16 protein-coding genes are annotated in these 21523 nt (G+C 40.9%); 11 read left to right on the top strand and 5 right to left on the bottom strand.

Going from position 1 to position 21523, the window contains the following annotated elements:
- Positions 1-4: 4 nt before the first annotated feature.
- Positions 5-1117 carry a tyrosine-type recombinase/integrase gene (locus tag G602_RS28910; RefSeq protein ID WP_049945191.1) on the top strand — a complete coding sequence of 371 codons (1113 nt, stop codon included), beginning with the start codon at positions 5-7 and terminating at the stop codon, positions 1115-1117.
- Between the two features lie 27 nt (positions 1118-1144).
- Here G602_RS28910 and G602_RS0111440 read toward each other — a convergent pair whose 3' ends face one another.
- Positions 1145-1366, bottom strand: coding sequence for a helix-turn-helix domain-containing protein (locus G602_RS0111440; RefSeq protein WP_026659118.1), 222 nt, complete (start codon positions 1364-1366; stop codon positions 1145-1147).
- Between the two features lie 140 nt (positions 1367-1506).
- Here G602_RS0111440 and G602_RS26300 point away from each other — a divergent pair, with 140 nt between their 5' ends.
- On the top strand, positions 1507-1734 hold the full coding sequence (locus G602_RS26300; RefSeq protein ID WP_049945190.1) for a TM2 domain-containing protein: 228 nt from the start codon (positions 1507-1509) through the stop codon (positions 1732-1734).
- 836 nt (positions 1735-2570) lie between these two features.
- Here the strand turns inward: G602_RS26300 and G602_RS0111430 are convergent.
- Both G602_RS0111430 and G602_RS0111425 read right to left on the bottom strand, forming a co-directional pair.
- Positions 2571-3338 (bottom strand): spermidine synthase, encoded by a 768-nt coding sequence (locus tag G602_RS0111430; RefSeq protein ID WP_026659117.1) that lies wholly within the window; start codon positions 3336-3338, stop codon positions 2571-2573.
- A gap of 130 nt (positions 3339-3468) precedes the next feature.
- Complete coding sequence (locus G602_RS0111425) at positions 3469-6522, bottom strand: insulinase family protein (protein WP_026659116.1); 3054 nt, start codon at positions 6520-6522, stop codon at positions 3469-3471.
- A 208-nt stretch (positions 6523-6730) separates the two neighbouring features.
- Here G602_RS0111425 and G602_RS0111420 point away from each other — a divergent pair, with 208 nt between their 5' ends.
- The 6 genes from G602_RS0111420 to G602_RS0111390 all read left to right on the top strand — a co-directional run bounded on the left by G602_RS0111420 (position 6731) and on the right by G602_RS0111390 (position 13570).
- The gene (locus tag G602_RS0111420) at positions 6731-8362 is read left to right on the top strand and encodes an MBL fold metallo-hydrolase RNA specificity domain-containing protein (protein WP_026659114.1); all 1632 of its coding nucleotides are present in this window, start codon (positions 6731-6733) and stop codon (positions 8360-8362) included.
- 168 nt (positions 8363-8530) lie between these two features.
- Complete coding sequence (gene thyA / locus G602_RS0111415; protein ID WP_026659113.1) at positions 8531-9382, top strand: thymidylate synthase; 852 nt, start codon at positions 8531-8533, stop codon at positions 9380-9382.
- An 80-nt stretch (positions 9383-9462) separates the two neighbouring features.
- Entirely contained in the window at positions 9463-9951 is a 489-nt protein-coding gene (locus G602_RS0111410) for a dihydrofolate reductase (protein ID WP_026659112.1), read from the top strand.
- Between the two features lie 337 nt (positions 9952-10288).
- Complete coding sequence (locus tag G602_RS0111405) at positions 10289-11485, top strand: ABC transporter substrate-binding protein (RefSeq protein ID WP_026659111.1); 1197 nt, start codon at positions 10289-10291, stop codon at positions 11483-11485.
- Positions 11486-11812: 327 nt separating this feature from the next.
- On the top strand, positions 11813-12694 hold the full coding sequence (locus tag G602_RS0111395) for an ABC transporter permease subunit (protein WP_044931896.1): 882 nt from the start codon (positions 11813-11815) through the stop codon (positions 12692-12694).
- 84 nt (positions 12695-12778) lie between these two features.
- The gene (locus G602_RS0111390) at positions 12779-13570 is read left to right on the top strand and encodes an ABC transporter ATP-binding protein (protein ID WP_026659108.1); all 792 of its coding nucleotides are present in this window, start codon (positions 12779-12781) and stop codon (positions 13568-13570) included.
- Between the two features lie 33 nt (positions 13571-13603).
- Here the strand turns inward: G602_RS0111390 and G602_RS0111385 are convergent, their stop codons facing one another.
- Together G602_RS0111385 and G602_RS28905 are read right to left on the bottom strand one after the other, a co-directional pair.
- The gene (locus tag G602_RS0111385) at positions 13604-13954 is read right to left on the bottom strand and encodes an Hpt domain-containing protein (RefSeq protein ID WP_026659107.1); all 351 of its coding nucleotides are present in this window, start codon (positions 13952-13954) and stop codon (positions 13604-13606) included.
- 30 nt (positions 13955-13984) lie between these two features.
- The gene (locus G602_RS28905; protein WP_049945189.1) at positions 13985-17734 is read right to left on the bottom strand and encodes a chemotaxis protein CheB; all 3750 of its coding nucleotides are present in this window, start codon (positions 17732-17734) and stop codon (positions 13985-13987) included.
- 142 nt (positions 17735-17876) lie between these two features.
- Between G602_RS28905 and G602_RS0111375 the strand changes: the two genes are divergently transcribed.
- From G602_RS0111375 to G602_RS28900, 3 genes are all read left to right on the top strand, one after another.
- Positions 17877-19061 carry a response regulator gene (locus tag G602_RS0111375; RefSeq protein WP_026659106.1) on the top strand — a complete coding sequence of 395 codons (1185 nt, stop codon included), beginning with the start codon at positions 17877-17879 and terminating at the stop codon, positions 19059-19061.
- 428 nt (positions 19062-19489) lie between these two features.
- Complete coding sequence (locus tag G602_RS0111370; protein ID WP_026659105.1) at positions 19490-20416, top strand: Uma2 family endonuclease; 927 nt, start codon at positions 19490-19492, stop codon at positions 20414-20416.
- Positions 20417-20460: 44 nt separating this feature from the next.
- Positions 20461-21522 (top strand): leucine-rich repeat protein, encoded by a 1062-nt coding sequence (locus G602_RS28900; protein ID WP_049945188.1) that lies wholly within the window; start codon positions 20461-20463, stop codon positions 21520-21522.
- The last annotated feature ends 1 nt before the right edge of the window (position 21523 follow it).

The following is a 21523-nucleotide window of genomic DNA, read 5'->3' as shown; positions in this document are numbered from 1 at the left end:
TGTAATGGCAAAAATGAAAAAACGTTCAGATGGTCTATACTATCAGGACTTTATATATAATGGCAAAAGGTATTATGTATATGGACATACAAAGGCAGAGCTTGAAGAAAAAGCACGTCTAAAGAAGAATCAGCTTGTTGAAGGTAAAACGAGACATGATAATCCTTCTCTTGATGAGTTCCATGAAATGTGGACAGAATCTAGGAGAGGAACTGTAAAGGAGGCTACCTTAAGATGTCAGCATTTTCAGTATGAATCATGCTCGAATGTGGTTATTCAGAGCCTTAATAAACGTCTAGGTGATATTAAGTTAAAGGAAATATCTCCCGAGGATATCAGAACTGTTCAGAGGGCTCTAATTGAAGACAATGGTAATTCTGAGCAGACAGTCAATGATAAAATTGCTGTTTTAAATCATGTATTTAATGATGCACTTAAAGAGCGTTGGATTGATTACAATCCTTGCATTGCAGTAAAGAATTTACAAAGGTCAGTTCCTCCTGCAAGAGATACTTTTCATAGAGCTTTATCTCGCGAGGAAACAGAGAGATTCTTTAAAGAAGCAGAAAATTCTGCATACTATGATATTTTCAGATTAGCAGTAAATACTGGAATGAGAGTAGGCGAAATTGGTGCGTTGTTTGAATCAGATATTTCAGATGGAATGATTCATGTAAGACGGACACTTACAAAATCAGAAGTTGGAAATATGGTAATTGGTGATACTACAAAAACCATGAAGGGCACAAGAGATATTCCTCTTAATGATGCGATTATTGGCATATTAGAACATCAAAGACAGATTAATCGTATGTTATATGGAAATAAGGTTATATCATTCAATGATACGATATTCAAGGCTCCCGAAGGTGGTTTGATAGTAGTAGCTCCTACAAATAGAGAAATAAAGAGAATATGTAAACGTGCTCACATAGAGCCATTTACAATGCACGCATTTAGAGCCACTTTTGCCACAAGATGTATTGAATCGGGTGTAGAGCCTAAGACTTTGCAGGAATTGTTAGGACATACATCTATTAAAATGAGCTTGGATTTATATGCTCATGTTATGGATAGTACTAAGAAAAATGCTATGAGACAATTGAAAATAATTTGATTTATAAGGGGAGCTGTTAGCTCCTCTTTATTCTTGTGGAGGTATAAATTCTAAGATATCTTCAATTCTGCATTGTAGAACTGTACACATACGACCTAAAACAGCGCGGTCTAATAATGAAATATCACCGCTAAGATAGTGATTAAGCTGTGTTCGCTGCAATTCTGCTCTTTGAGCAAATTTATTTTTGGATAATCCCGATTTTTTTAATTGTTCTTCGAGATTTATTTTTATAGTACCAAAACCCACGATATGCACCTCTTTTCTTATGTAGAGTATAGATAATTGCACATGATTGATTAACGTGTAATATAACTTGTGTAATTAGTTGCACAGTGGTATCATAAGACGTTGCATTTTTTAGTTTTATTTATTTAGTGGAGGTTTTTATGTCACAATATGTAACAGCAACATCAGATAAGAGTAAGAGCACCGCATTGATGTTGTGTATTTTCTTGGGTTGGTGTGGAGCACATCATTTCTATGTGGGTAATTTTGGAAAAGGAATATTATACCTATTTACAGGAGGATTTTTCTGTATAGGTTGGTTTGTTGATATTATCAAGATTGCATCAGGCTCATTCAAAGATAATGTAGGCGTACCGATTAGAGAATAATGATTAAAAAAGGCAGCTATTTTTTAGCTGCTTTTTTGATAGTATAAAGTGAAATGATGTAAAAAATGATGTAGAACATTGAAATATGCAGTAAATATGCGGACTGTTATAAAAAGTCCCATCTTCTGCATGAATTTTTATCAGTATTCATAGAGTGTTATGGAAGTACCGGAACACTAGATGGATACTGATTTTTATTTACTTTCATATTGTTCATGGTGACCTGACGGAAATCGTCTAAAACTATCGTTTTCTAATCTAAGTGATGTAAAAAGTGATGTGTTATAAAACTTGCTGAGCGAGGATATATTTTACCGTTTACAGAGAGTTCCGGAGAGTCTATTTTCACCCATAATCATGAAATAAACAATACAGGATCATCATTTTACGGAATATAGAACAGAATTCCGGAGGCAGTAGACCCAAATTTATAAAAATACAATTTTAGACTGAATGATTTGTAAGCATTGGTCAAAATATTGAAAGAATTGATTGTTATTTGAACATAGAGTTAGCCCAAAAAGAAGCAAAGTAGAAAAATAGGTTGAACAAAAACGTAATAACGATAACTTTTTTAGAAATGTTTCAGTCAATATGAAAGATTTTTTACGAATTGGGTGAACAGGCAAAAATAGTGGTAACCCAAAATGAAGATTTGTTAGCAAATAGACTGAATATCAGCCTGAAAATATATCCGCAAGCTTGTCACAGAAAAATACATTGAGAAAATCCTGCCAACACAGATAAAAGTAATCTGTACTGCATATATTAAAACAGCATGTGCAACATGGCAAATAATAATGCGCGTAGCATAGAGCATATGGCAAAAGACGGGTTTATATTTTCCTGTCTGATGCCATAAGTATGCAGTTTCCGCCGCCCTGGCAGGGAACGATTCTGGTATATTTGAAAATATTCTTAAGGCTGGCATTGGTGAGATGTGTCTGCATGGAAATGACATCCTGAGCCTCGTTCATCATGTTAAGAGCGTATATTCCGTTAGGATTAAGAAGGGAATATACGCTTTTTAATGCATATTCAGATAAAATAGTCTTGGAAGCTGAGCTTCCGGTATAGGCATCAAAAATCACCAGGTCATACTTTGCAGCAGAAGGAGCTCTGTCATAGCGGACATCGTGGCTGTAGTTACTTTCGATACCGGCGTTGTGCATGGTGGCCTCTTTTATGAATTCAAAACCATCCTTAACAACAACCTTGATTCGTTTGTCGTTAAGGTTTAGCCCAAAGTACCTTTTGGCAAGTTCAACGTAACCACCATCGACTTCGACAACGGTTATCCTGCGCTCGGGATGCCATTTTAAATAGAGCCTGGGGATGACAAAACCACCACCGCCGATAAGGAGACAGTTGTTCAATCCGGGATTGTGCTCGACCATGGTCTTAAGAGTTTTCATGTAATTAAACAGAGGATCCCTGTCACCATATTCGTCCAGGTACATGCCGGACTCCCTTACTCCATCATACAGAAGAAGCCTTACGGCGCGGTGGTTTTCGATAGTATCCCTGATTTCAATATGTCTGTCCGCAGAGCGGAAACGTGTTTTAGGAAAAATATAAAGTGATAACTGTTCTAAAATATTCATGAAGAAATTTTACAACAAACAGCGTAAAAATATAAGGCATGACTTTTTACGCGAAAAAGCGGGAATCTACGCAGAAATCCTATGTTTTGCAGGACACTTCCTTCCCAAGTGAGGGCTTGGTCCAATACGATTATTCTTTCTCCTTCGAATTTATAATTTCATCAAATACATTTTTGTCAGCCATAATATCTTTTTCATTTCCTGCTGTAGCAATTCCTGCATGATCTATAATTTCCTCCAGACTTGTGGCTGCTTCGGACTGCATTGAGAGCGAGGCATTTTTAATATCGTTTATAGTGTCCGAAATCTCATGCTCATCAGCGCCCATTAGGGATAGTAATATAGCATGGTTGACATCATTCCATAAGCCTTCCTTAAGATTTGCGTTACCATAAGCTGTAAGGATGTAGCCTTTGAATTCTTCCTCTGTTAACTCAGCGTCCTTTACATAATCTGAGATTCCTTCAAAAACCTCGATGGATTTTTTTACATTGGGATCCATATAGGAATAGCAGAACAATGTATTATATATTTCAAATGAACAGAGCCCTGCGGAATATGCGCCGTATTGGAATCTGATCTTAGGGACGATGTATTTATCATTTGCAGCGTATATAAAGGGGATATATGCACCGCGAAAATTTTTATTGTTCTTATAGGATGAATATAGAGCAGTATAGTTCTGAGTTGTTTCGGCGATTACCCCAGTTTTGCGTTTTAAGGAAGGAAGTTCATATGCTGCTGTTTCCTCATCCTTTTCATCAAGAAGAGACAGCTTTTCAAAAGCTTTTTCTATTATTTCATCCTGTTCAGATTTGGAAGCGGCAAGTCCGAAGATAAGGTTTGATTTGGTATAGGCTTTCTTTCTCGCATTGTCGAATTTTTGGAGGAGTTTATCGAACGAGCCATCAGTACTTTTTACATCCTCTGCCGCAGTCTTCATATATGTATATAAATCAGATCCGGATACATCAAGTAGCAACCGGGTGGAATCTGAAACCGGCAGACCGGCTGAAGCCATGGAAAATTGCTTTGATAGATCATAGCCTTCTTTTTTACTCATATTATACTTTTCGACATTTTTTGAAATAATATATGCAATGTCGTCTGTATCACTAAGGTCTGTCTCTGTCAAAATATTGAGAAGCAGATTAAGACTCTTTTCAAAATCCTTTGTAAGACCTTCCCAGGTAAGTAAAAGCGCTGGGTAATCCTTCTGTGCATTATTATCATGGAGATAACAGAGGGTAGAACTAAACTCATATAAAAACTCGCATTTTAGGATATCCAGTTCTTCTGCAGAGTATTTGGAGGTATCAGTATTCAGGAAAAGATTATTGTAAGCCATGAGGTCCATAAGCTCGTCTCTGCTCATGCCACTTAAGTCAAAATAGATTGAATAGCATGCCGCTCCTTGTGCGTCCACGTCTCCTGATATAAAGGTAATATCGTCCCTTGTTTCCTTTGTGAGGGAAATAGGCAGGGTATCAGGGATATCCTTCGGATCAATCATGAAATCATTGTTTGGAAGTTCGATTTCATTCCATTCGTTAAAGGCTTCTGTTTCCTTTATAAAAGCTGCTATTTCTTCATCAGACATGCTGTCCTTCATCTTCTTTAGGTATGAGGCTAACTCTTCCTCATATTTTTCTGCTGTTCCGGGCTCGGGAATACTAGCGATAAGAGCACTTCGTTTTGGCTCCAATGCGGATTTGGCAAGAGATTTTATGAAATCCTGTTTTGTGTCCGCCTTAATTTTGAAAAGAGTGTCTTCAAAAGTAGCATAATAATCTGTTTTTAAATTTGCTGCCCAGTAATTAGATAGTTTTATTGCCTGATAAACAGCGACATTACTGGAGTTTCTCGCAAAAACAGTAGAAAGCTCTGTGTCCTTTAAAACAGCATCAAGAAGGGTTGAAGAAACGCCATTTTCAGCTATATCCTTAAGAGTAAACTCTGCAATTTTCTTAAGCGCTTGCATCTGATCAGCATTTGCATTACTCATCTTAAAAGTAACAAAGGGCTTTACATTATCCGTATCATATTCAACGGATACAGGATTCTCAATGCCTTCGGCAATAAGCTTTTTATTCATGACAGAAGATGGACGATTCAATATAGAACACAAAATTGTCCAGGCATGTAATGTTTCTATATCAGCGCCCTGCAGATCTATGGAATAGGTTATAAATCCGCTGTTTTCTACGGAGTCTCCTTCATAGGCAATGATGGGCAGTACTTTTTCTATATAACCACCTTCTGTCGGAGGATCCGTATATTTGCTTAGATCAGTTCCGTTCACTTCGTATTTTGATAAATATTCAGAGTCCAGAAAATCAAGGAAAGTATCTATATTTAAATCTCCATATAAAGTAATAAGGCTGTTGTCAAAGTAATAGTATCTTTCATAAGTTTCCAAAGTGTGCTCATAGGTGAGGTCATCATAATGAAATTCTCCCAAACCTTCCAAATTAGAGGCTATTTCTCCGGGGTATAATTCATGAATAATGTTGCTTCTAACGTTCTGTTTGGGATCGGTTAAATAGCCCAGATCCTCTGCGTAAACAGTTCCGTTTATACTTATGTCTTCATCGGGATTATTAAGTTCAAATCTGATGGCTTCCCTTTTGAAAATGTTTTCGTTTTTCAGAATATCAGGAGCAACCATACAGCTCATGTAAGCGTCCATCAGCTTTATTAGCTGATTCTGATCAAGACTTGCTACCGGGTACATAGTTATTAAAGGAAGAGTAACTGCGTTTATAAAAGTTGAATAGGATTTGTTATACAGGTCAAAGAAGAGATCTTTGGCAGGATATTTTTCAGATCCTGCTATGATTGCGTGCTCAAAGACATGGTTAGTGTCTGTTTCATCGATGTAGGGAGTTTTATAAGTAATGGAAAAAGCACATTCCGGGTCTGAATTCCTAATATACACAAGATCAGCTCCACAGCCTTCATGCTTGAAGGTGTAGATGTCCGAGTTTAGGAGCGTGCTGGAATATATGTCTTTCAAGGTAAAGCCATGATAGACGTTACCTACAGTCATTTCTTCAGATGTATTTTTACCTGAAGTCTGTACAGTACTTTCTTTTTTATTTGTACTCATGGCATTGACAGCCTGATTTGTGCAGCCTGCGAGCATGCAGCAGATAAGAAGAATAGATAATATTTTTGTCTTCATCCATTTTACCTCCTTTACGAATTCCATCATAATATATGTGCATGCAGAAAAATTGCGGTATATAGAAATATAAGAAAAATATTAGAAAATGGTTAGAACTTAAGCGCTATACCAAGAATTAATTTATTTGCATAGCGGGCAGCACGGACTTAAAATTATAGTAGGACTTTGTTTGGTGATAATTAATCATTACCAGAAGGAGGTGCCTATGAAGCTGAGTTTCATTGGTGCGGATCATGTGGTTACAGGTAGTTGTCACTACCTGAACATTGGTGATAAGCACATTCTTGTGGACTATGGTATGGAGCAGGGCAGCATAGCTTTTGAGCATGCAGAGCTCCCTGTCAGTGCGGCAGAGATTGACTATGTCCTGCTTACACATGCCCATGTTGATCATTCGGGAAATCTTCCCCTTTTGTATGCAAGAGGCTTTCGCGGGAAAATTTTCATGACGAGACCGACAGCTGATCTGTGTAATATAATGCTCCGTGACTGCGCACACATCCAGATGCAGGAGGCGGAGTGGAGAAGCCGCAAGGGTAAGAGAAGTAAGGATATCAAACAGATTGAACCGCTTTATACGATGGAGGATGCAGATAATACGCTGCGTCACATTGTGTCCTGCGAGTACAATAAGAAGATAGATATATGTGAGGGAGTTACGATAAGGTTTACCGATATCGGACACCTTCTTGGGTCAGCCAGCATAGAGGTATGGGCTACTGAAAAAGGAGCACAGAAAAAGATCGTATTTTCAGGAGACATAGGTAATTACGATCAGCCTATTTTGAAGGATCCGGAGCTTACTTCCACCGCGGATTATGTTGTCATGGAATCGACCTATGGTGACAGATATCATGAAAACGAAAAGCCTGATTATGTTGCTGAACTGACAAAAATATTGGACAGAACTTTTGCAAGAGGAGGAAACGTTGTAATACCTTCCTTTGCAGTAGGAAGGACTCAGGAGATTCTGTATTTTTTAAGAACAATTAAGAAGGACCACCTGGTCACTGCAGTGGACGATTTTCCTGTTTATGTAGACTCCCCTATGGCGGTGGAGGCGACGGAGGTGTTCGGAGATCATGCTCTTGACTGCTATGACGAGGAAGCGCTGGATCTGGTAAAAAAACACATCAATCCGCTATCATTCCCGGGACTGAATCTTGCTATCACAACAGAGGAGTCCAGGGCTATAAATGAGGAAGAAACACCAAAGGTAATCATCTCGGCTTCGGGAATGTGTGAAGCAGGAAGAATAAGGCACCATTTAAAGCACAATCTGTGGCGCGAGGATTCGACGATTCTGTTTGCGGGCTATCAGTCAATGGGAACGACAGGTCGCGCTATCCTCGAGGGTGCTGATGAGATAAGACTTTTCGGAGAGACGATTGACGTACGTGCGGAAATCTGCAAGCTGTCAGGTTTGTCCGGTCATGCAGACAAGAACGGCCTTATCAATTGGATTCAGGGCTTTAAGGAGAGACCGAAGAAGGTTTTCATTGTTCATGGCGATGATGCGTCATGTACGGCTTTTGCCAATTGCCTTAGAGAAGAGTATGGCTATGATACATACGCTCCGTTTAGCGGAACAGAGTTTGACCTGATATCGGGACAGATAACTAAGGAAGGTGTTCCGAAGGCAGTGGTTAAGAAGCCCGGCAAGCTTGTATCCGATGTATTTACAAGACTTAAGGCAGCAGGTGCAAGACTTACCGCGATCATTGCAAGAAGCGAGGGCATGACCAATAAGGATAAGGCTAAATTTGCGGACCAGATTCTTGCGCTTTGTGATAAGTGGGAGATAAAGGGCGATAGCCGAAAACAGGACTGGGATTAAAAACACAATAGTCGAAAACAGGACTGGGATTACAATTACATTTAGTCAAAGTGCGAATTGAGAAAAAATATATAAATCGGTATACTATAGGGAGTGTGTTTTAACAAATGCACTCTCTATTATTTTGTGGGGATTCCTATGAAATAAAATCATTTGAGGAGGATTGGCATGAGTAAAGCAGATGAGATTTTCATAAATATGTGCAAGGACATTCTTGAAAACGGAACCAGCACAGAGGGTGAGAAGGTTCGCCCCCACTGGGAGGACGGAACCCCTGCATATACCATTAAGAAGTTTGGCGTGGTAAACCGCTATAATCTTGCGGAAGAATTCCCCATCATGACTTTAAGGAAAACAGCGCTTAAGAGTGCTACGGACGAGATGCTTTGGATATGGCAGCAGAAGTCCAACAATGTAAATGATCTTCACAGCCACATCTGGGATGAGTGGGCAGATGAAAACGGTTCAATCGGAAAAGCCTATGGCTACCAGATGAGCGTTAAGCATAAATATAAGGAGGGAATGTTTGACCAGGTGGATCGTGTGATTTACGATCTTAAGAACAATCCCTTCAGCCGCAGAATCATGACCAACATCTATGTGCATCAGGATCTGTCAGAGATGAATCTGTATCCCTGTGCTTATAGCATGACCTTTAATGTTACACAGAAAAAGGGCGACGATAAGCTGACTCTTAATGCTATTTTGAATCAGCGCTCTCAGGATGTGCTTGCAGCCAATAACTGGAATGTTGTCCAATATTCTGTACTGGTACATATGCTTGCACAGGTATGTGATATGAAGGTTGGTGAGCTTGTGCATGTAATTGCGGATGCTCATATCTACGACAGACATGTGGATATCATAAAGGAACTCATTAAGCGTGAGCCCAAGCCTGCACCGAAGTTCCACTTAAATCCTGACGTTCATGATTTTTATGAATTTACCAGAAATGATGTATCGCTTGAAAACTACGAGGTTGCAGGCGAGCAGATAAAGGATATACCTATTGCAATATAAAAAGAGGACCCTGATAAATGCCTTCCCCCAAAGGGGGGAAGGTGTCAGCGCAGCTGACGGATGAGGGGATGGAGGAGAGCATGAAAATAATTTTATCAGCAGACGAGCACTGGGGAATCGGCAACAAGGGCCAGCTCCTTATCAGAATTCCCAACGACATGAAAAACTTCAGAGCAGAAACCATGGGTAAGGTTCTTGTTTATGGAAGAAAAACACTTGAGACTTTTCCCGGACAGCAGCCGTTGGAAGGACGAAAGAATATAATCCTTTCTACTAACCCTGATTATGTGGTGAAAAATGCAACAGTAGTTCATAATCTTGATGAGCTTAAGGACGCTATTGCAGAATACGATACAGATATCGTTTACTGCATCGGTGGTGCGAAGGTTTACGAGGAGCTTCTTCCTATGTGTGATACCTGTATAGTTACCAAGATAGACAGAACCTTTGAAGCAGACAGATTTTTCACTAATCTCGACGAGTCAGACGAATGGCAGCTTGTGGAGGAAAGTGAAGAGCAGGCGTATTTCGATACCACCTACACCTTCAGAACTTATAAGAGAGTGTAATATTATGACTTCTTGTGTGAATTTCGAATTTTCGCGCAAGAAGTTATTTTTTGGTCATTTTTATAAGAGGATTATCGCTGGTTATATGTTAATTCATTCGATAATCTGTAGGGTGTAGTTTTTAAGAAAAAAGTGTAAGAATAGTCGATAAGCTGTCCTGGATTAAGAAAGTATGGTTATGGTTGACCTAATCTTTTATTTGCGATAATATATAAAAAAGCACTTTGACAGTTTAAAGTGTCAAATTGCTTAAATTACTTCACATTTGCTATAAGCTGCGAAGTGATAAGTAATAGTTTGTGAAAAAATCAATTATTTTCAAAACGAGGAGGACAGTATGAAAAAGAAGATTCTTGCCGCAATTCTCAGCGGCGCAATGATTCTCAGTATGACAGGCTGTGCACGTACAGCAGGCGGAAACACATCAGCTCCTGCAGATACTCAGGCTGATGCTTCTACAGAGGCAGAGAGCACAGAGGATGCAGCTGCAGAGGAGAGCACAGAAGAGACAGCTGATGCTGCTACAGAGGAGAGCACAGAAGAGACAGCTGATGCTGCTACAGAGGAGTCTGCAGAGGCAACTGAAGAGACAGCAGATGCTTCAGAAGCTACAGGTGAGAAGCCTGCAGAAGGAACAACCTTCCATGTAGGTGTTATCCAGCTTGTTGAGCATCCCGCACTTGATGCTGCTACCAAGGGCTTTGAAGAAGGACTTCAGGAGGCACTTGAGGCAGACGGATATTCAGTTGAGTTCGATTATCAGAACGCACAGGGTGAGCAGGCTAACTGCGCAACAATCGCTACTAAATTCGTTAATGATAAGGATGATCTTATCATGGCAAACGCAACTCCCGCACTTCAGGCAGTTGCAGCAGCTACAGGAGATATCCCGGTAGTTGGTACTTCAATCACAGATTACAAATCAGCAGGTGTTATCAATGACAACAATGCACCCGGCACAAACGTAACAGGTGCTTCTGACCTTGCTCCTGTTGACGAGCAGATCAAGCTCCTTCAGAAGCTTGTTCCTGAGGCTAAGAACGTTGGTATTCTTTACTGCTCATCAGAGGCTAACTCAAAGTTCCAGGTTGACCTAGCAGCAGCAGCTCTTGATGAAGCAGGTATTGCTTACAAGGAATACACAGTTGCTGATTCAAATGAAATACAGTCAGTTGTAACTAATGCAATTTCAAACTGCGATGCTCTGTACATCCCTACAGACAACACAATCGCTGATAACATGTCTATCGTTAAGAACGCAGCATGGCCTGAGAAGCTTCCCATCATCTGTGGTGAGGAGAACATGTGTAAAAACGGCGGCCTTGCAACTCTTTCCATCAGTTACTACGATCTTGGTGTAACAGCTGGTAAGCAGGCTTACGAGATTCTTGTAAACGGCAAGAACCCTGCAGAGATGCCTATCGAGTTTGTATCAGAGGGAATCACATCTGAGTACAATCCTGAGACAGCTGCAGCTATCGAGTTTGATGAGAGCCTCCTTGAAGGTCTTACAGCAATCGAGATGGGTGAGTAAGCATTGAATAATGCTATTGCATGAAAATAAAGAAATATAGTGACTTCCCCTTACAGGGGAAGGTGTCTGCGAAGCAGACAGATGAGGGTAAACAAGCGAAGGTGCTCGTGAAATTGGAGCACCTTCTTATCTTGTTTTTCCAGGGAAATTCATCCGCATTTTTGAAAATTAAAGCGGACAGAGAACTATGTATGCGCCTGTAGGAAGGCATATATACTATGATGAGCGAGAGAGGAAGATAGATAAAGTCTTTTTATTTATGCCTTCCCGAAGGCGCATATATAGTTTTCTGGCCGCGTACTATAACAATATTAAAGGAGTATTTTTATGGTTTCACTATTACACGCACTGCCGGGGTCAGTAGCCCAGGGACTTATTTGGGGAATATTGGCAATCAGTGTTTTCTTAACATTCAAGGTGCTTGACTACGCCGACATGACAGTTGACGGATCATTCTGTACCGGAGGCGCAACCTGCGTAATGCTGATGCTTTCAGGACAGAGCGTATATGTAGCACTTATTTGCTCATTCTTGGCGGGAATGTGTGCCGGTTATGTCACCGGATTATTACACACCATGTTGAAAATTCCGCCGATACTTTCAGGTATCCTCACACAGCTTGGTCTGTATTCAGTTAACCTGGCTATCATGGGAAAATCAAATCAGGCTATAAGCGTCGATCAGTATGCACTTATCGTCAGCCTGAGATTTATCAATTACTCAATTCTCATGAGCGTGATCATTGTGGCTATAATAATCTTCCTTCTTTACATGTTCTTTGGAAGTGAGATAGGATCTGCTATTCGTGCAACCGGTTGTAACCAGAACATGGCAAGAGCGCAGGGTATCAACACCGGAAGATGTATCAGAATCGGACTTGTTGTAAGTAACGGTCTCACAGCTTTTGCCGGCGGACTCTATGCACAGTATCAGGGAAATGCGGATGTAAACGCAGGCCGTGGCGCTATCGTTATCGGACTTGCTGCAGTAATTATCGGTGAGGTTATTTTCGGATCAAGACATAATTTTGCAGTGAGAATGGGAGTATCTGTTGTAGGTGCAATCATCTACTACATCGTAATCGCAGTAGTATTGCAGCTTGGTCTTCCTTCAACTTATCTTAAGCTTCTCAGTGCCGTACTTGTTGCTGTATTCCTTGGAATTCCTGCAATTCAGGGTTATCTTGGAATCAAGGTTAAGCAGAGATAATATAACGGAACTGTTGAACTATAGTTGCTTATGAAAAGTGACAATTTTTCATGAAAAGAAATAAGCTAAGAGGAAGCGTAAATTATGTTAGAGATAAAGAATCTTGTAAAAATTTTTAATAAAGGAACTATCAACGAGAGAGTGGCTCTTAACGGCGTAAATCTCACACTTAATGATGGTGATTTCGTTACTGTTATCGGCGGTAACGGTGCAGGAAAATCGACAATCCTTAACGCTGTTGCTGGCGTATGGCCCATTGATGAGGGAAGCATTGTACTTAACGGACATGACATCACAAAGCTTCCTGAGTACAAGAGAGCAAAGTATATCGGCCGTGTTTTCCAGGATCCCATGATGGGAACAGCTGCTACTATGCAGATTGAGGAGAATCTTGCACTTGCTGCAAGAAGAGGTCAGAGCAGAGGCTTAAAGAGCGGAATCAATAATTCTGAGAGAGCACAGTACAAGGAGCTGTTGAAGTCACTTGACCTTGGCCTTGAGGATCGTCTCACAAGTAAGGTTGGACTTCTTTCAGGTGGTCAGAGACAGGCGGTTACACTTCTTATGGCATCACTTAAAAAGCCTGATCTTTTACTTCTTGATGAGCACACTGCTGCGCTTGATCCCAAGACAGCCAAGAAGGTGCTTGAGATTTCTGAAAATATCATCAAGGAGCATGGCCTTACAGCCCTGATGGTTACTCACAATATGAAGGATGCTATCGCACATGGTAACAGACTTATAATGATGAGTGAAGGAAAAATCATCTATGATGTTTCCGGAGAGGAAAAGAAAAACCTCAAGGTTGCAGATCTTCTTCAAAAATTCGAAGAAGCCGGCAACGATGAGGTAAACGACTCCATGGTATTGTCGTAAAGAGGACGGCGCGTATGCATACGCGCCGCTTTTTTAATTCAAGGCTTCAATTAAGGCATCTCTGAGTTTTGCCGCAAGTTTAAGGTTGCTCTCAAGGGTGGGGCGGATTTCTTCGTTTCGCAGATCGTCCGTAAGCTCGCACATTACCTGGAAGAGAGGCGTGAGCGAGAGATCTGCGCAGGAGCCTTTGATTCTGTGAGAGATTACAAAGGCGTCCCTGTACTGCTTTTTATCTAGCAGGGTGCATAGATCGCGCCAATCGTTATTTGACAGAAAGGCATCTATAAGCCTCAGGTAGAAGGCTTCATCGCCAAGCATTCTTTTTATCGCTGATTCAGTATCTGCTCCCCATACGTTAAGTGCAGCTATTTTTTTGTTGTCCATACAATATCTCCATAAATGATAAATATAGCATCAGATTTCATCCAGCTGCTTCTGGATGGCTTTTGCCAGACTTGAAAAGAGCTTGTTCTGGTCAATGGGCTTTTCCAGTATCTGATCAATGCCTGCATCTGCGCATCTGGTTTCTACATCATTAGCCATATCTGCTGTGAGTGCAAAAATCGGTATGACAGCGGCATCCGGAGTAGCGAGAGATCTGATTTCTTTCGCCGCATCAAGCCCGTTCATTACAGGCATCATGAGATCCATGAAAATCGCCTGATAGTGGTAAGGGTCACGGCTTATGAACATATCAATGGCCTCCTGACCGTCTCTTGCCACCTCTGTGTGAATACCCTTTGTTTTCAACAGCTTAATAATAACCTCTGCATTTATGGTGTTATCTTCGGCGAGAAGTACTGTTTTTCCATAGAGGATCTGATCTTCATATTTTTCAGACTGGTGTGTTTGCAGGCTTATCTGCTCGTCGGTTGCGAGAGGATAGGTGAGTACAACCGTGAACTCTGTACCTACGCCCACATGGCTGGTGCAGGATATGGTTCCACCCATGAGCTCAACGAGACTCTTACAGATGTAAAGCCCAAGTCCTGTACCTTCCTGGTACGGATCATCGGAGTCGCGATCCTGTTCAAAGGGAAGGAACATTCTCTGCTGAAAATCTTCGCTTATGCCTATTCCGGTATCTCTGATTGTATAGGTGTGGATAGAAGCAGTATCGGTATAGGTTATATCGGTGGTAAAGATAATCCTTCCGCCTTTAGGAGTAAATTTGATGCTGTTGGATAACAGATTAAGGATTGATCTTTCCACATGCTTGGTGTCCATAAGAACATATCTGTCCTTGGAACCGTTTATCTTACATTCAAAGCCAAGACCGGCTTCACGCGCCTGCTCATCAGTGATTGTTGAAATGGATGTAATAAGGTTCTCTTCTCTGACAGCTGAACTGATGGAAACAACTTTTCCTGCGTTAATCTTGCTTGTCTCAAGTATTTCCTCTATAAGAGTCAGCAGATATTTGCTGGAGGTCATGATCTTATCAAGGTTATCCTTGAGTGTAGGTGTTATGCAATCCTCCTGGAGCGATAACTGAGTAAGTCCGAAAATCGCAGTAAGAGGAGTTCTCATATCGTGAGACATCTGTGAGAGGAAGCTTTCCTTTTCGTGGCTGGATCTTACCGCAGCACGGAGTGCTTTTCCCATCTCATCAATCTGTTCCTGATCATCAATCTGCTTGGTGGTATCAACAAAGGTCAGAACAAGACCCTTGATATCGCCGTTTTTACTGTCGAGAGGAAATCCTGATTCTGCATTTCCACTCATCTCGCGGTATGGTGCTATACGAATAAGATAGGTTTTCCCTGCAACAGAGGCGCATCTTTGCTCAACGGGTACGTGGGTGTTCAGTACTTCACGGCATAGTGCAAGCAGATCGATTGTTGCAAAGTTAAAGCTTATATATCGAAGTGAACGTCCGACATCCTGATCGGCCACACTGAATTCAGAAGAGATATATTCCGTGTATTTTCTGATATTAAGATCGTTGTCGACCATAAGAATACCGACCAGAGTAGAGGCCAGGAAGTTGGCCATGTCATTGTTGCTGACGGCAAGCTCAGTAACCTTGGTCTGGTACTCGGAATTGACGGTATAGAGCTCTTCATTAACCGACTGAAGCTCCTCGTTACTGGACTGAAGTTCCTCGTTGGCAGTAAGGAGCTCTTCGTTTGCAGCCTGCAGTTCTGCATTGGTTGATTCGAGTTCTGTAACTGTCTGGCGAAGGGAACTCTTGGTTACCTTAAGCTCCTGCTCCAGATCCGAAATACGATGGGATGCAGCGAGGTCGACCTTGTATTCGGCCATATCGATGTTCTCAATCTCGCGTCCCCTAATAAAGGAAACAGCAGTGAAATCAGTTTTTTCGCCGTGGTTATCGCATATAGGATGTGCGACAATTGAGACAAATTCGGCCTTTCCATCGATTTCAACAGGGATATCGGAATATGCCTTGCGCGCCTCGGATAGTCTTGCTTCTTTTAATGCAGTAGATAACGCAATTTTCAGATCAGCTCTTATCAGCTGGAAAATATCCAGGGTTACCTGTCCGGAAGGAAGAGAGATAAGTCTCTTACAATCGCCGTAGCTTCTGACAAGTTCGTTCTTTTCATTCACAAGAACGGTTGCAGGCATGAGTGCCTCCAGCACAGAGGTATCAAGCTCATGGGCCTTGTAATAGATGGAATCCTCGTCCTCAATTCCTGAGACATTTATTGGCTCGATAGGTGTTTCAATATTGCTCATTGAATAAGCAAACTGCTCGTGTGCGGGAGCATTGCCCTCTGCATAGTGTATGAAAATCTTTTCATCAGCGCATACAACGCGGAATACATCTGCGTAGTCAATGACTGATTCCGATCGTCCAAGGAACAGATATCCTCTGTCGGATAGCGCCATGTGAAAAATAGCAAAAAGGTTACGCTGCAGGACTGCCTGGAAATATATAAGTACATTTCGGCAGCTGATTAAATCCAGTTTTCCGAAGGGCGGATCCTGGAAAACGTTGTGCTGGGCGAAGATGATCATTTTTCTTATGTCATGATGGATGACATATTTATTTCCTTTTCTTGTAAAAAATTTGGAAAGTCTTGCTACAGACACATCCTCTATTATGTTGTTGCCGTAAATTCCTCGTACCGCTGTACTTATTGAGTCGGGATCAAGGTCGGTTGCAAATATCTTTACGCCTCTGTGTATGGCAAGCTCCTCCATGGCTTCTGCAAAAAGAATTGCGATGGAGTATGCCTCTTCACCGGTTGAACAGCCTGCTACCCAGATTCTTAGCTCATCGTCAGGATGCGAACTTGTGATAAGCTTTTTAACCACGGTTTCCTTTAATACCTCAAAGTAATCGGGATCGCGGAAAAATGAGGTAACACCGATAAGTACTTCCTTTGCAAGGAGCTTAGCCTCCTCCGGGTTGTTGGTCATATAGTTGACGTACTCACGAAGGTTTCTGTTATGGGTTACCACAAGCCTTCGCTCGATTCTTCTGAGGATTGTGGTCTGTTTATAGTAAGCATAATTTATGTTGGTGACATTTTTTAATATTGAAAAAACCTTGGAAAGAAGGTCTTCATCAGTAACACCGAGCTGTGCTTCGGCATCCACGACGGATTTTGCGATGTGAGCGAGCTCTCTTGCTATGGAATCGGGCTTTAGCATCAGATCAACAAACCCTGTGCTTATGGCATTCCTTGGCATTCCATCGAATTTAGCTGACTCAGGGCTCTGAACGATGATCATTCCGTTTTGTTCCTTGATGGCTCTTATTCCGTTTGTACCATCGGAACCTGTTCCGGAAAGGATTACAGCAACGGAGCGATTTTCATAAGCATTCGCAAGCGAACGGAAGAAGATGTCTATGGGATGACTTATCTCCTGAGAATTCTGCTCCTTGAGGTTTAAGACGTTGTTGTGTATTTCGACATTGTATTTGGGAGGGATCATGTAAATATGATTTCTCTCAACCTGCATTCCGTCCTGGATTTCTATTATGGGCATGGAATTATATTTTCCGAGAATATCAGCGAGCATGCTCTTGTGATTGGGAGCAAGATGCTGGATTATGACAAAAGCCATACCGGTATTGGATGGAAGGAAGGTCAGAAACTGCTGAAGGGCTTCAAGACCACCGGCAGAAGCACCGATACCTACTACGCAATGTGGCTGAATGTTAACTGGAATGTCCTGAGGATTATACATATTATGTCACCTTCCTATATTTTTATAGATTCCTGTGATACTAAATTAAAATTTTAATTAATTGTTATTTAATAGATATGATGTCAGTATATATGGTAATATTATCTCAAGATTTCACGATATTTTCTAGAGGGGAAATGTGATGATAAATGATAAAAATAAGGAACTAATAGAAAAGCTTATCGAGACAAAACATAAGCTTTATTTTAGCGACTCTTTTCTTGAACAGATGAGCAGAAATGTCAGGGGGCCTCTGTATTCCATTATTGAATTTTCCAAGATTGCAAAAGATGCCGGTAATGATGAAGTGGCGGTAAATCATTATCTTGATCAGATAAACCGCGCAGGCCATTTGATGAATGAGTCTATGGATGATGTTATGGCCATTCGTCAGATAGCTATGAAAAATGTGAGCCTTCACCCGGAATTTGTGGATTTGGATGAGTTCCTGGAGGTTTTACGTGGCGATGTGGCGCATTTTCTTATTCCCATAGGAATAATGCTTAACATTGAGAAAAAAGGTCTGGACAAATGCTATATCAGTGCTGATTATTCAATTCTTTTTCAGGTTCTCAGGAAAATGATAAGAATAACCGCTGAGACTATGCCTAACTTAAGCACACTTTATCTGGAGGTTGAGAATAAAGGAAGTATAGATGAGAATATTGAAATCAGCTTCACTGTAATAGGAAAAGAAGCTGCTCTTTCAAGCAGTCAGCTTCAGGCTCTTAAGGAGGAGTTTGGCGCACTTGAATACGATATGTATTCAACACTTGATTCTATGGATCCGAAGGTAATCATTATCAGATTCTATGCCCATGAGATGGGAGCGGATAATATTGAGATTACTCCGCATCCGGAGGGTGGGTTAAACATGCAGGTTACATTTAAATTCCCTGTTGTTTCCGGAAAAGAGTATAGTGCACTGATCAATCGTACCTTTGATTTTTCACAAAAGAGGATTCTTGTTGCGGATGATGATGAGATAAATCTTGAAATCATAGATAAGCTTCTCAGGGAAAAGGGCGCAGAGGTAATAACGGTACGTGACGGAAGAGAGACTCTTCTGACCTACAGAACTGAGCATGGGAAGTTTGATCTGATTCTGCTGGACATTGTAATGCCTGATATAGACGGGCTCTCGGTTGCAAGGCAGATAAGGGAGAATACAACAATTCCTTCATCAAAGAAGATACCAATCATAGCCATGACTGTGAATGCTTTTCATGAGGATTATGAGCAGAGTCTCAAGGCCGGGATGAATTCACACCTGGTAAAACCGATAGACTCCGGAAGACTGTATAACACGATTGCGGAATACATTTGAGTGTAAACGGATGCGGATACATTGCTGATTCTTACATAGAGCTGAAAAAGAACTTGTGCCTTGAAGTATGGGTATGAGTTCTTTTTTACATTTTCCCCAATAAGGTGGATTGCGATGGCAGTGATTACTGTGAAATAGAGAGAATGAAGCATATCACAGCTAATGGGATCCTGGATAGGCTGTGAAAAAACATAAAAGGAACAAACCACAGCGAAGAATACAACAAGAAGATATTACCGAAATGTAATATGGATTCTGTAAAAAAAGCGTAGATTTAAATATATAATGACCTAAAATGGTTAATAAACGGTTGAAATATGATATAATTTCAACAGGATACCCGAATGCGGTTATAAAATGATTCGAAAGTATAGATTCCTGCTTCATTGATGGACAACAGAAAAATGTAAAATTAAGAGGAACAGTCAATGACGATTGAAGAAATGAAAAAGAAAAAAAGAGAGTTTGGCTACTCTTATAAGAAACTTTCGGAATTATCCGGGGTACCGCTGGGAACTATACAGAAGATATTCGGTGGAGAAACCAGGTCACCGAGACATGATACGATTATGATGCTACTAAAAGTGCTTGAACCGGAGAAATATGCCGAGGAAGAAAATGCATCATATTCAGGTGATTACGAGGAAGATATTCCATACTCTGAGAAAGGTGTTTCATACGCTGACAATTATAATGAAAACGAGAAAAGCGGCTTTAGAGAAGAACCTGCCATAATCTATGGGAGTAGAAAGACCATTGATCTTGAGCATTTTAATGGTAAGAAGCAGGGAGAATATACGCTTGAGGATTACGAGGTACTTCCGAATGATGTAAGAGTTGAGCTTATTGACGGCTTTTTCTACTACATGGATTCACCTTCGACCAGGCACCAGCTAATTGGAGGAGAGATATATGCTCAAATCCGTAATTTTATCAGAAAATACAAAGGAGGTTGCATACCTTTTATTTCACCGACTGATGTGCAGCTTGACAGAGATGAGAAGACGATTCTGGAACCCGATGTCTTTATTGTTTGTGACCCTTCGAAGATTACGGAGAAAAGAATATATGGAAATCCGGACTTTGTTGTAGAAATATTATCGCCATCTACATCCAGGAAAGACAGGTATATAAAGGCGAAAAAGTACAAGTATGCCGGTGTAAAAGAGTTTTGGCTTGTGGACCCGAAAAAAAAGAACGTGCTTGTATACAGCTTTGATGACGATGATAGCGATGATGTAACAATGTATGGTTTTAAGGATAAGATTACCGTGGGAATATATGGCGGTAAGCTGCAAATAGATTTTGCGGATATATCAGAGTATGTTGATTCGGTCTGTGGGCATATCGAATGATTATATTTTGAGAATAAAAATATATTGAAAGTATTAGGACAGGAATGAGATACATATTTGAAGAAATAGATAATAAAAAAGACGAAAAATATCTGGTTATTAAAGGATGCGAGGATTCTTGCAGAAAATTGGTGATTCCGGAGAAAGGAAGAAATAATCCCCCAGAGAAAATCAGCAACTCAAAGGATGCTGAGGGTGATTCGCTGGCAAATACAGCTGAGCTTCCGGTTAAGGTCATCGGAAACCATGCTTTTTCATCCAGAAAGGATCTGGTTGATGTTGTTATCCCTGATTCAATCCACACGATACTTGGCTTTGCTTTTCACAACTGTGGGAATCTTAAGAGAATAACTTTGACTGATTCGGTTCAGGAGTATCTGGACGGCGGAACCAGACAGTGTGAAAGCCTTGAAGAAATCGAAGTTTTCATTAAAAATGATAATAACTATATAATCAGAAGAATCCTCGAGGATAATGACAGGAGGCTTACGTTTAGGATCCACATGAAGGACGGCGAGGCACTTTTGGTATTTCCGGGGTTTAACTACGATTTTGTGGAAAACACCATGGCCAGGACAATTCAGTTTACCATTGAGGGCACCGGATATGCATATAGAGAGTGTGTGAAAAGTGACCTCATTAACATAAGAGAGTATGATAATCTGTTTTCAAAGGTTTCGGCTGATGATAAGGGCACAGCGGAGATGATTGCGATGGCAAGGCTCCTTAAGCCCTACGAACTCTCAGAGGAGGCACGTGAAGCTTATGAAAAGTGGCTTTGCGGACATGCACTCAAGAGCTTGACCAAAGTAGTCAAAGAATTGGATTTAAAAGCGACAGATCCGATAGGAACTTTTTATGACTATTTTCGAAATGCAGAGGAGCATATAGCGTTTTATCTGGACAGAGGACTTCTTGATAAAGGTGAGGCTGGAGAATTAGCACATATAGCTGCTGACAGAGGTATCACCGCAATAGTTAGTATGCTGATGAACTACGCAGAAAATGACAGAAATGAGACTACCGGTGACAGTAGTGTGAAAAAAGAGAATGACAACAGCGTCATAAAAGGAAAAGGAGCCGGAATCCTGGAGTTGGATTTTTGAT

The sequence above is a fragment of the Butyrivibrio sp. AC2005 genome (genome assembly GCF_000424145.1).
GTDB lineage: Bacteria > Bacillota > Clostridia > Lachnospirales > Lachnospiraceae > Butyrivibrio.
The sequence above is the reverse complement of the archived record's forward strand: the minus strand, read 5'-3'. Positions and strand labels throughout refer to the sequence as shown.

Excerpts from the sequence above, each read along its gene's own strand:
- G602_RS0111375 (WP_026659106.1), top strand. The coding sequence starts at position 17,877 with ATGATAAATGATAAAAATAAGGAACTAATAGAAAAGCTTATCGAGACA.
- G602_RS0111425 (WP_026659116.1), bottom strand. The coding sequence starts at position 6,522 with ATGAAGACAAAAATATTATCTATTCTTCTTATCTGCTGCATGCTCGCA.
- G602_RS28905 (WP_049945189.1), bottom strand. The coding sequence starts at position 17,734 with ATGTATAATCCTCAGGACATTCCAGTTAACATTCAGCCACATTGCGTA.
- G602_RS0111390 (WP_026659108.1), top strand. The coding sequence starts at position 12,779 with ATGTTAGAGATAAAGAATCTTGTAAAAATTTTTAATAAAGGAACTATC.
- G602_RS0111385 (WP_026659107.1), bottom strand. The coding sequence starts at position 13,954 with ATGGACAACAAAAAAATAGCTGCACTTAACGTATGGGGAGCAGATACT.
- G602_RS0111420 (WP_026659114.1), top strand. The coding sequence starts at position 6,731 with ATGAAGCTGAGTTTCATTGGTGCGGATCATGTGGTTACAGGTAGTTGT.
- G602_RS28910 (WP_049945191.1), top strand. The coding sequence starts at position 5 with ATGGCAAAAATGAAAAAACGTTCAGATGGTCTATACTATCAGGACTTT.
- thyA (WP_026659113.1), top strand. The coding sequence starts at position 8,531 with ATGAGTAAAGCAGATGAGATTTTCATAAATATGTGCAAGGACATTCTT.
- G602_RS0111395 (WP_044931896.1), top strand. The coding sequence starts at position 11,813 with ATGGTTTCACTATTACACGCACTGCCGGGGTCAGTAGCCCAGGGACTT.
- G602_RS0111405 (WP_026659111.1), top strand. The coding sequence starts at position 10,289 with ATGAAAAAGAAGATTCTTGCCGCAATTCTCAGCGGCGCAATGATTCTC.
- G602_RS0111430 (WP_026659117.1), bottom strand. The coding sequence starts at position 3,338 with ATGAATATTTTAGAACAGTTATCACTTTATATTTTTCCTAAAACACGT.
- G602_RS0111370 (WP_026659105.1), top strand. The coding sequence starts at position 19,490 with ATGACGATTGAAGAAATGAAAAAGAAAAAAAGAGAGTTTGGCTACTCT.
- G602_RS26300 (WP_049945190.1), top strand. The coding sequence starts at position 1,507 with ATGTCACAATATGTAACAGCAACATCAGATAAGAGTAAGAGCACCGCA.
- G602_RS28900 (WP_049945188.1), top strand. The coding sequence starts at position 20,461 with ATGAGATACATATTTGAAGAAATAGATAATAAAAAAGACGAAAAATAT.
- G602_RS0111410 (WP_026659112.1), top strand. The coding sequence starts at position 9,463 with ATGAAAATAATTTTATCAGCAGACGAGCACTGGGGAATCGGCAACAAG.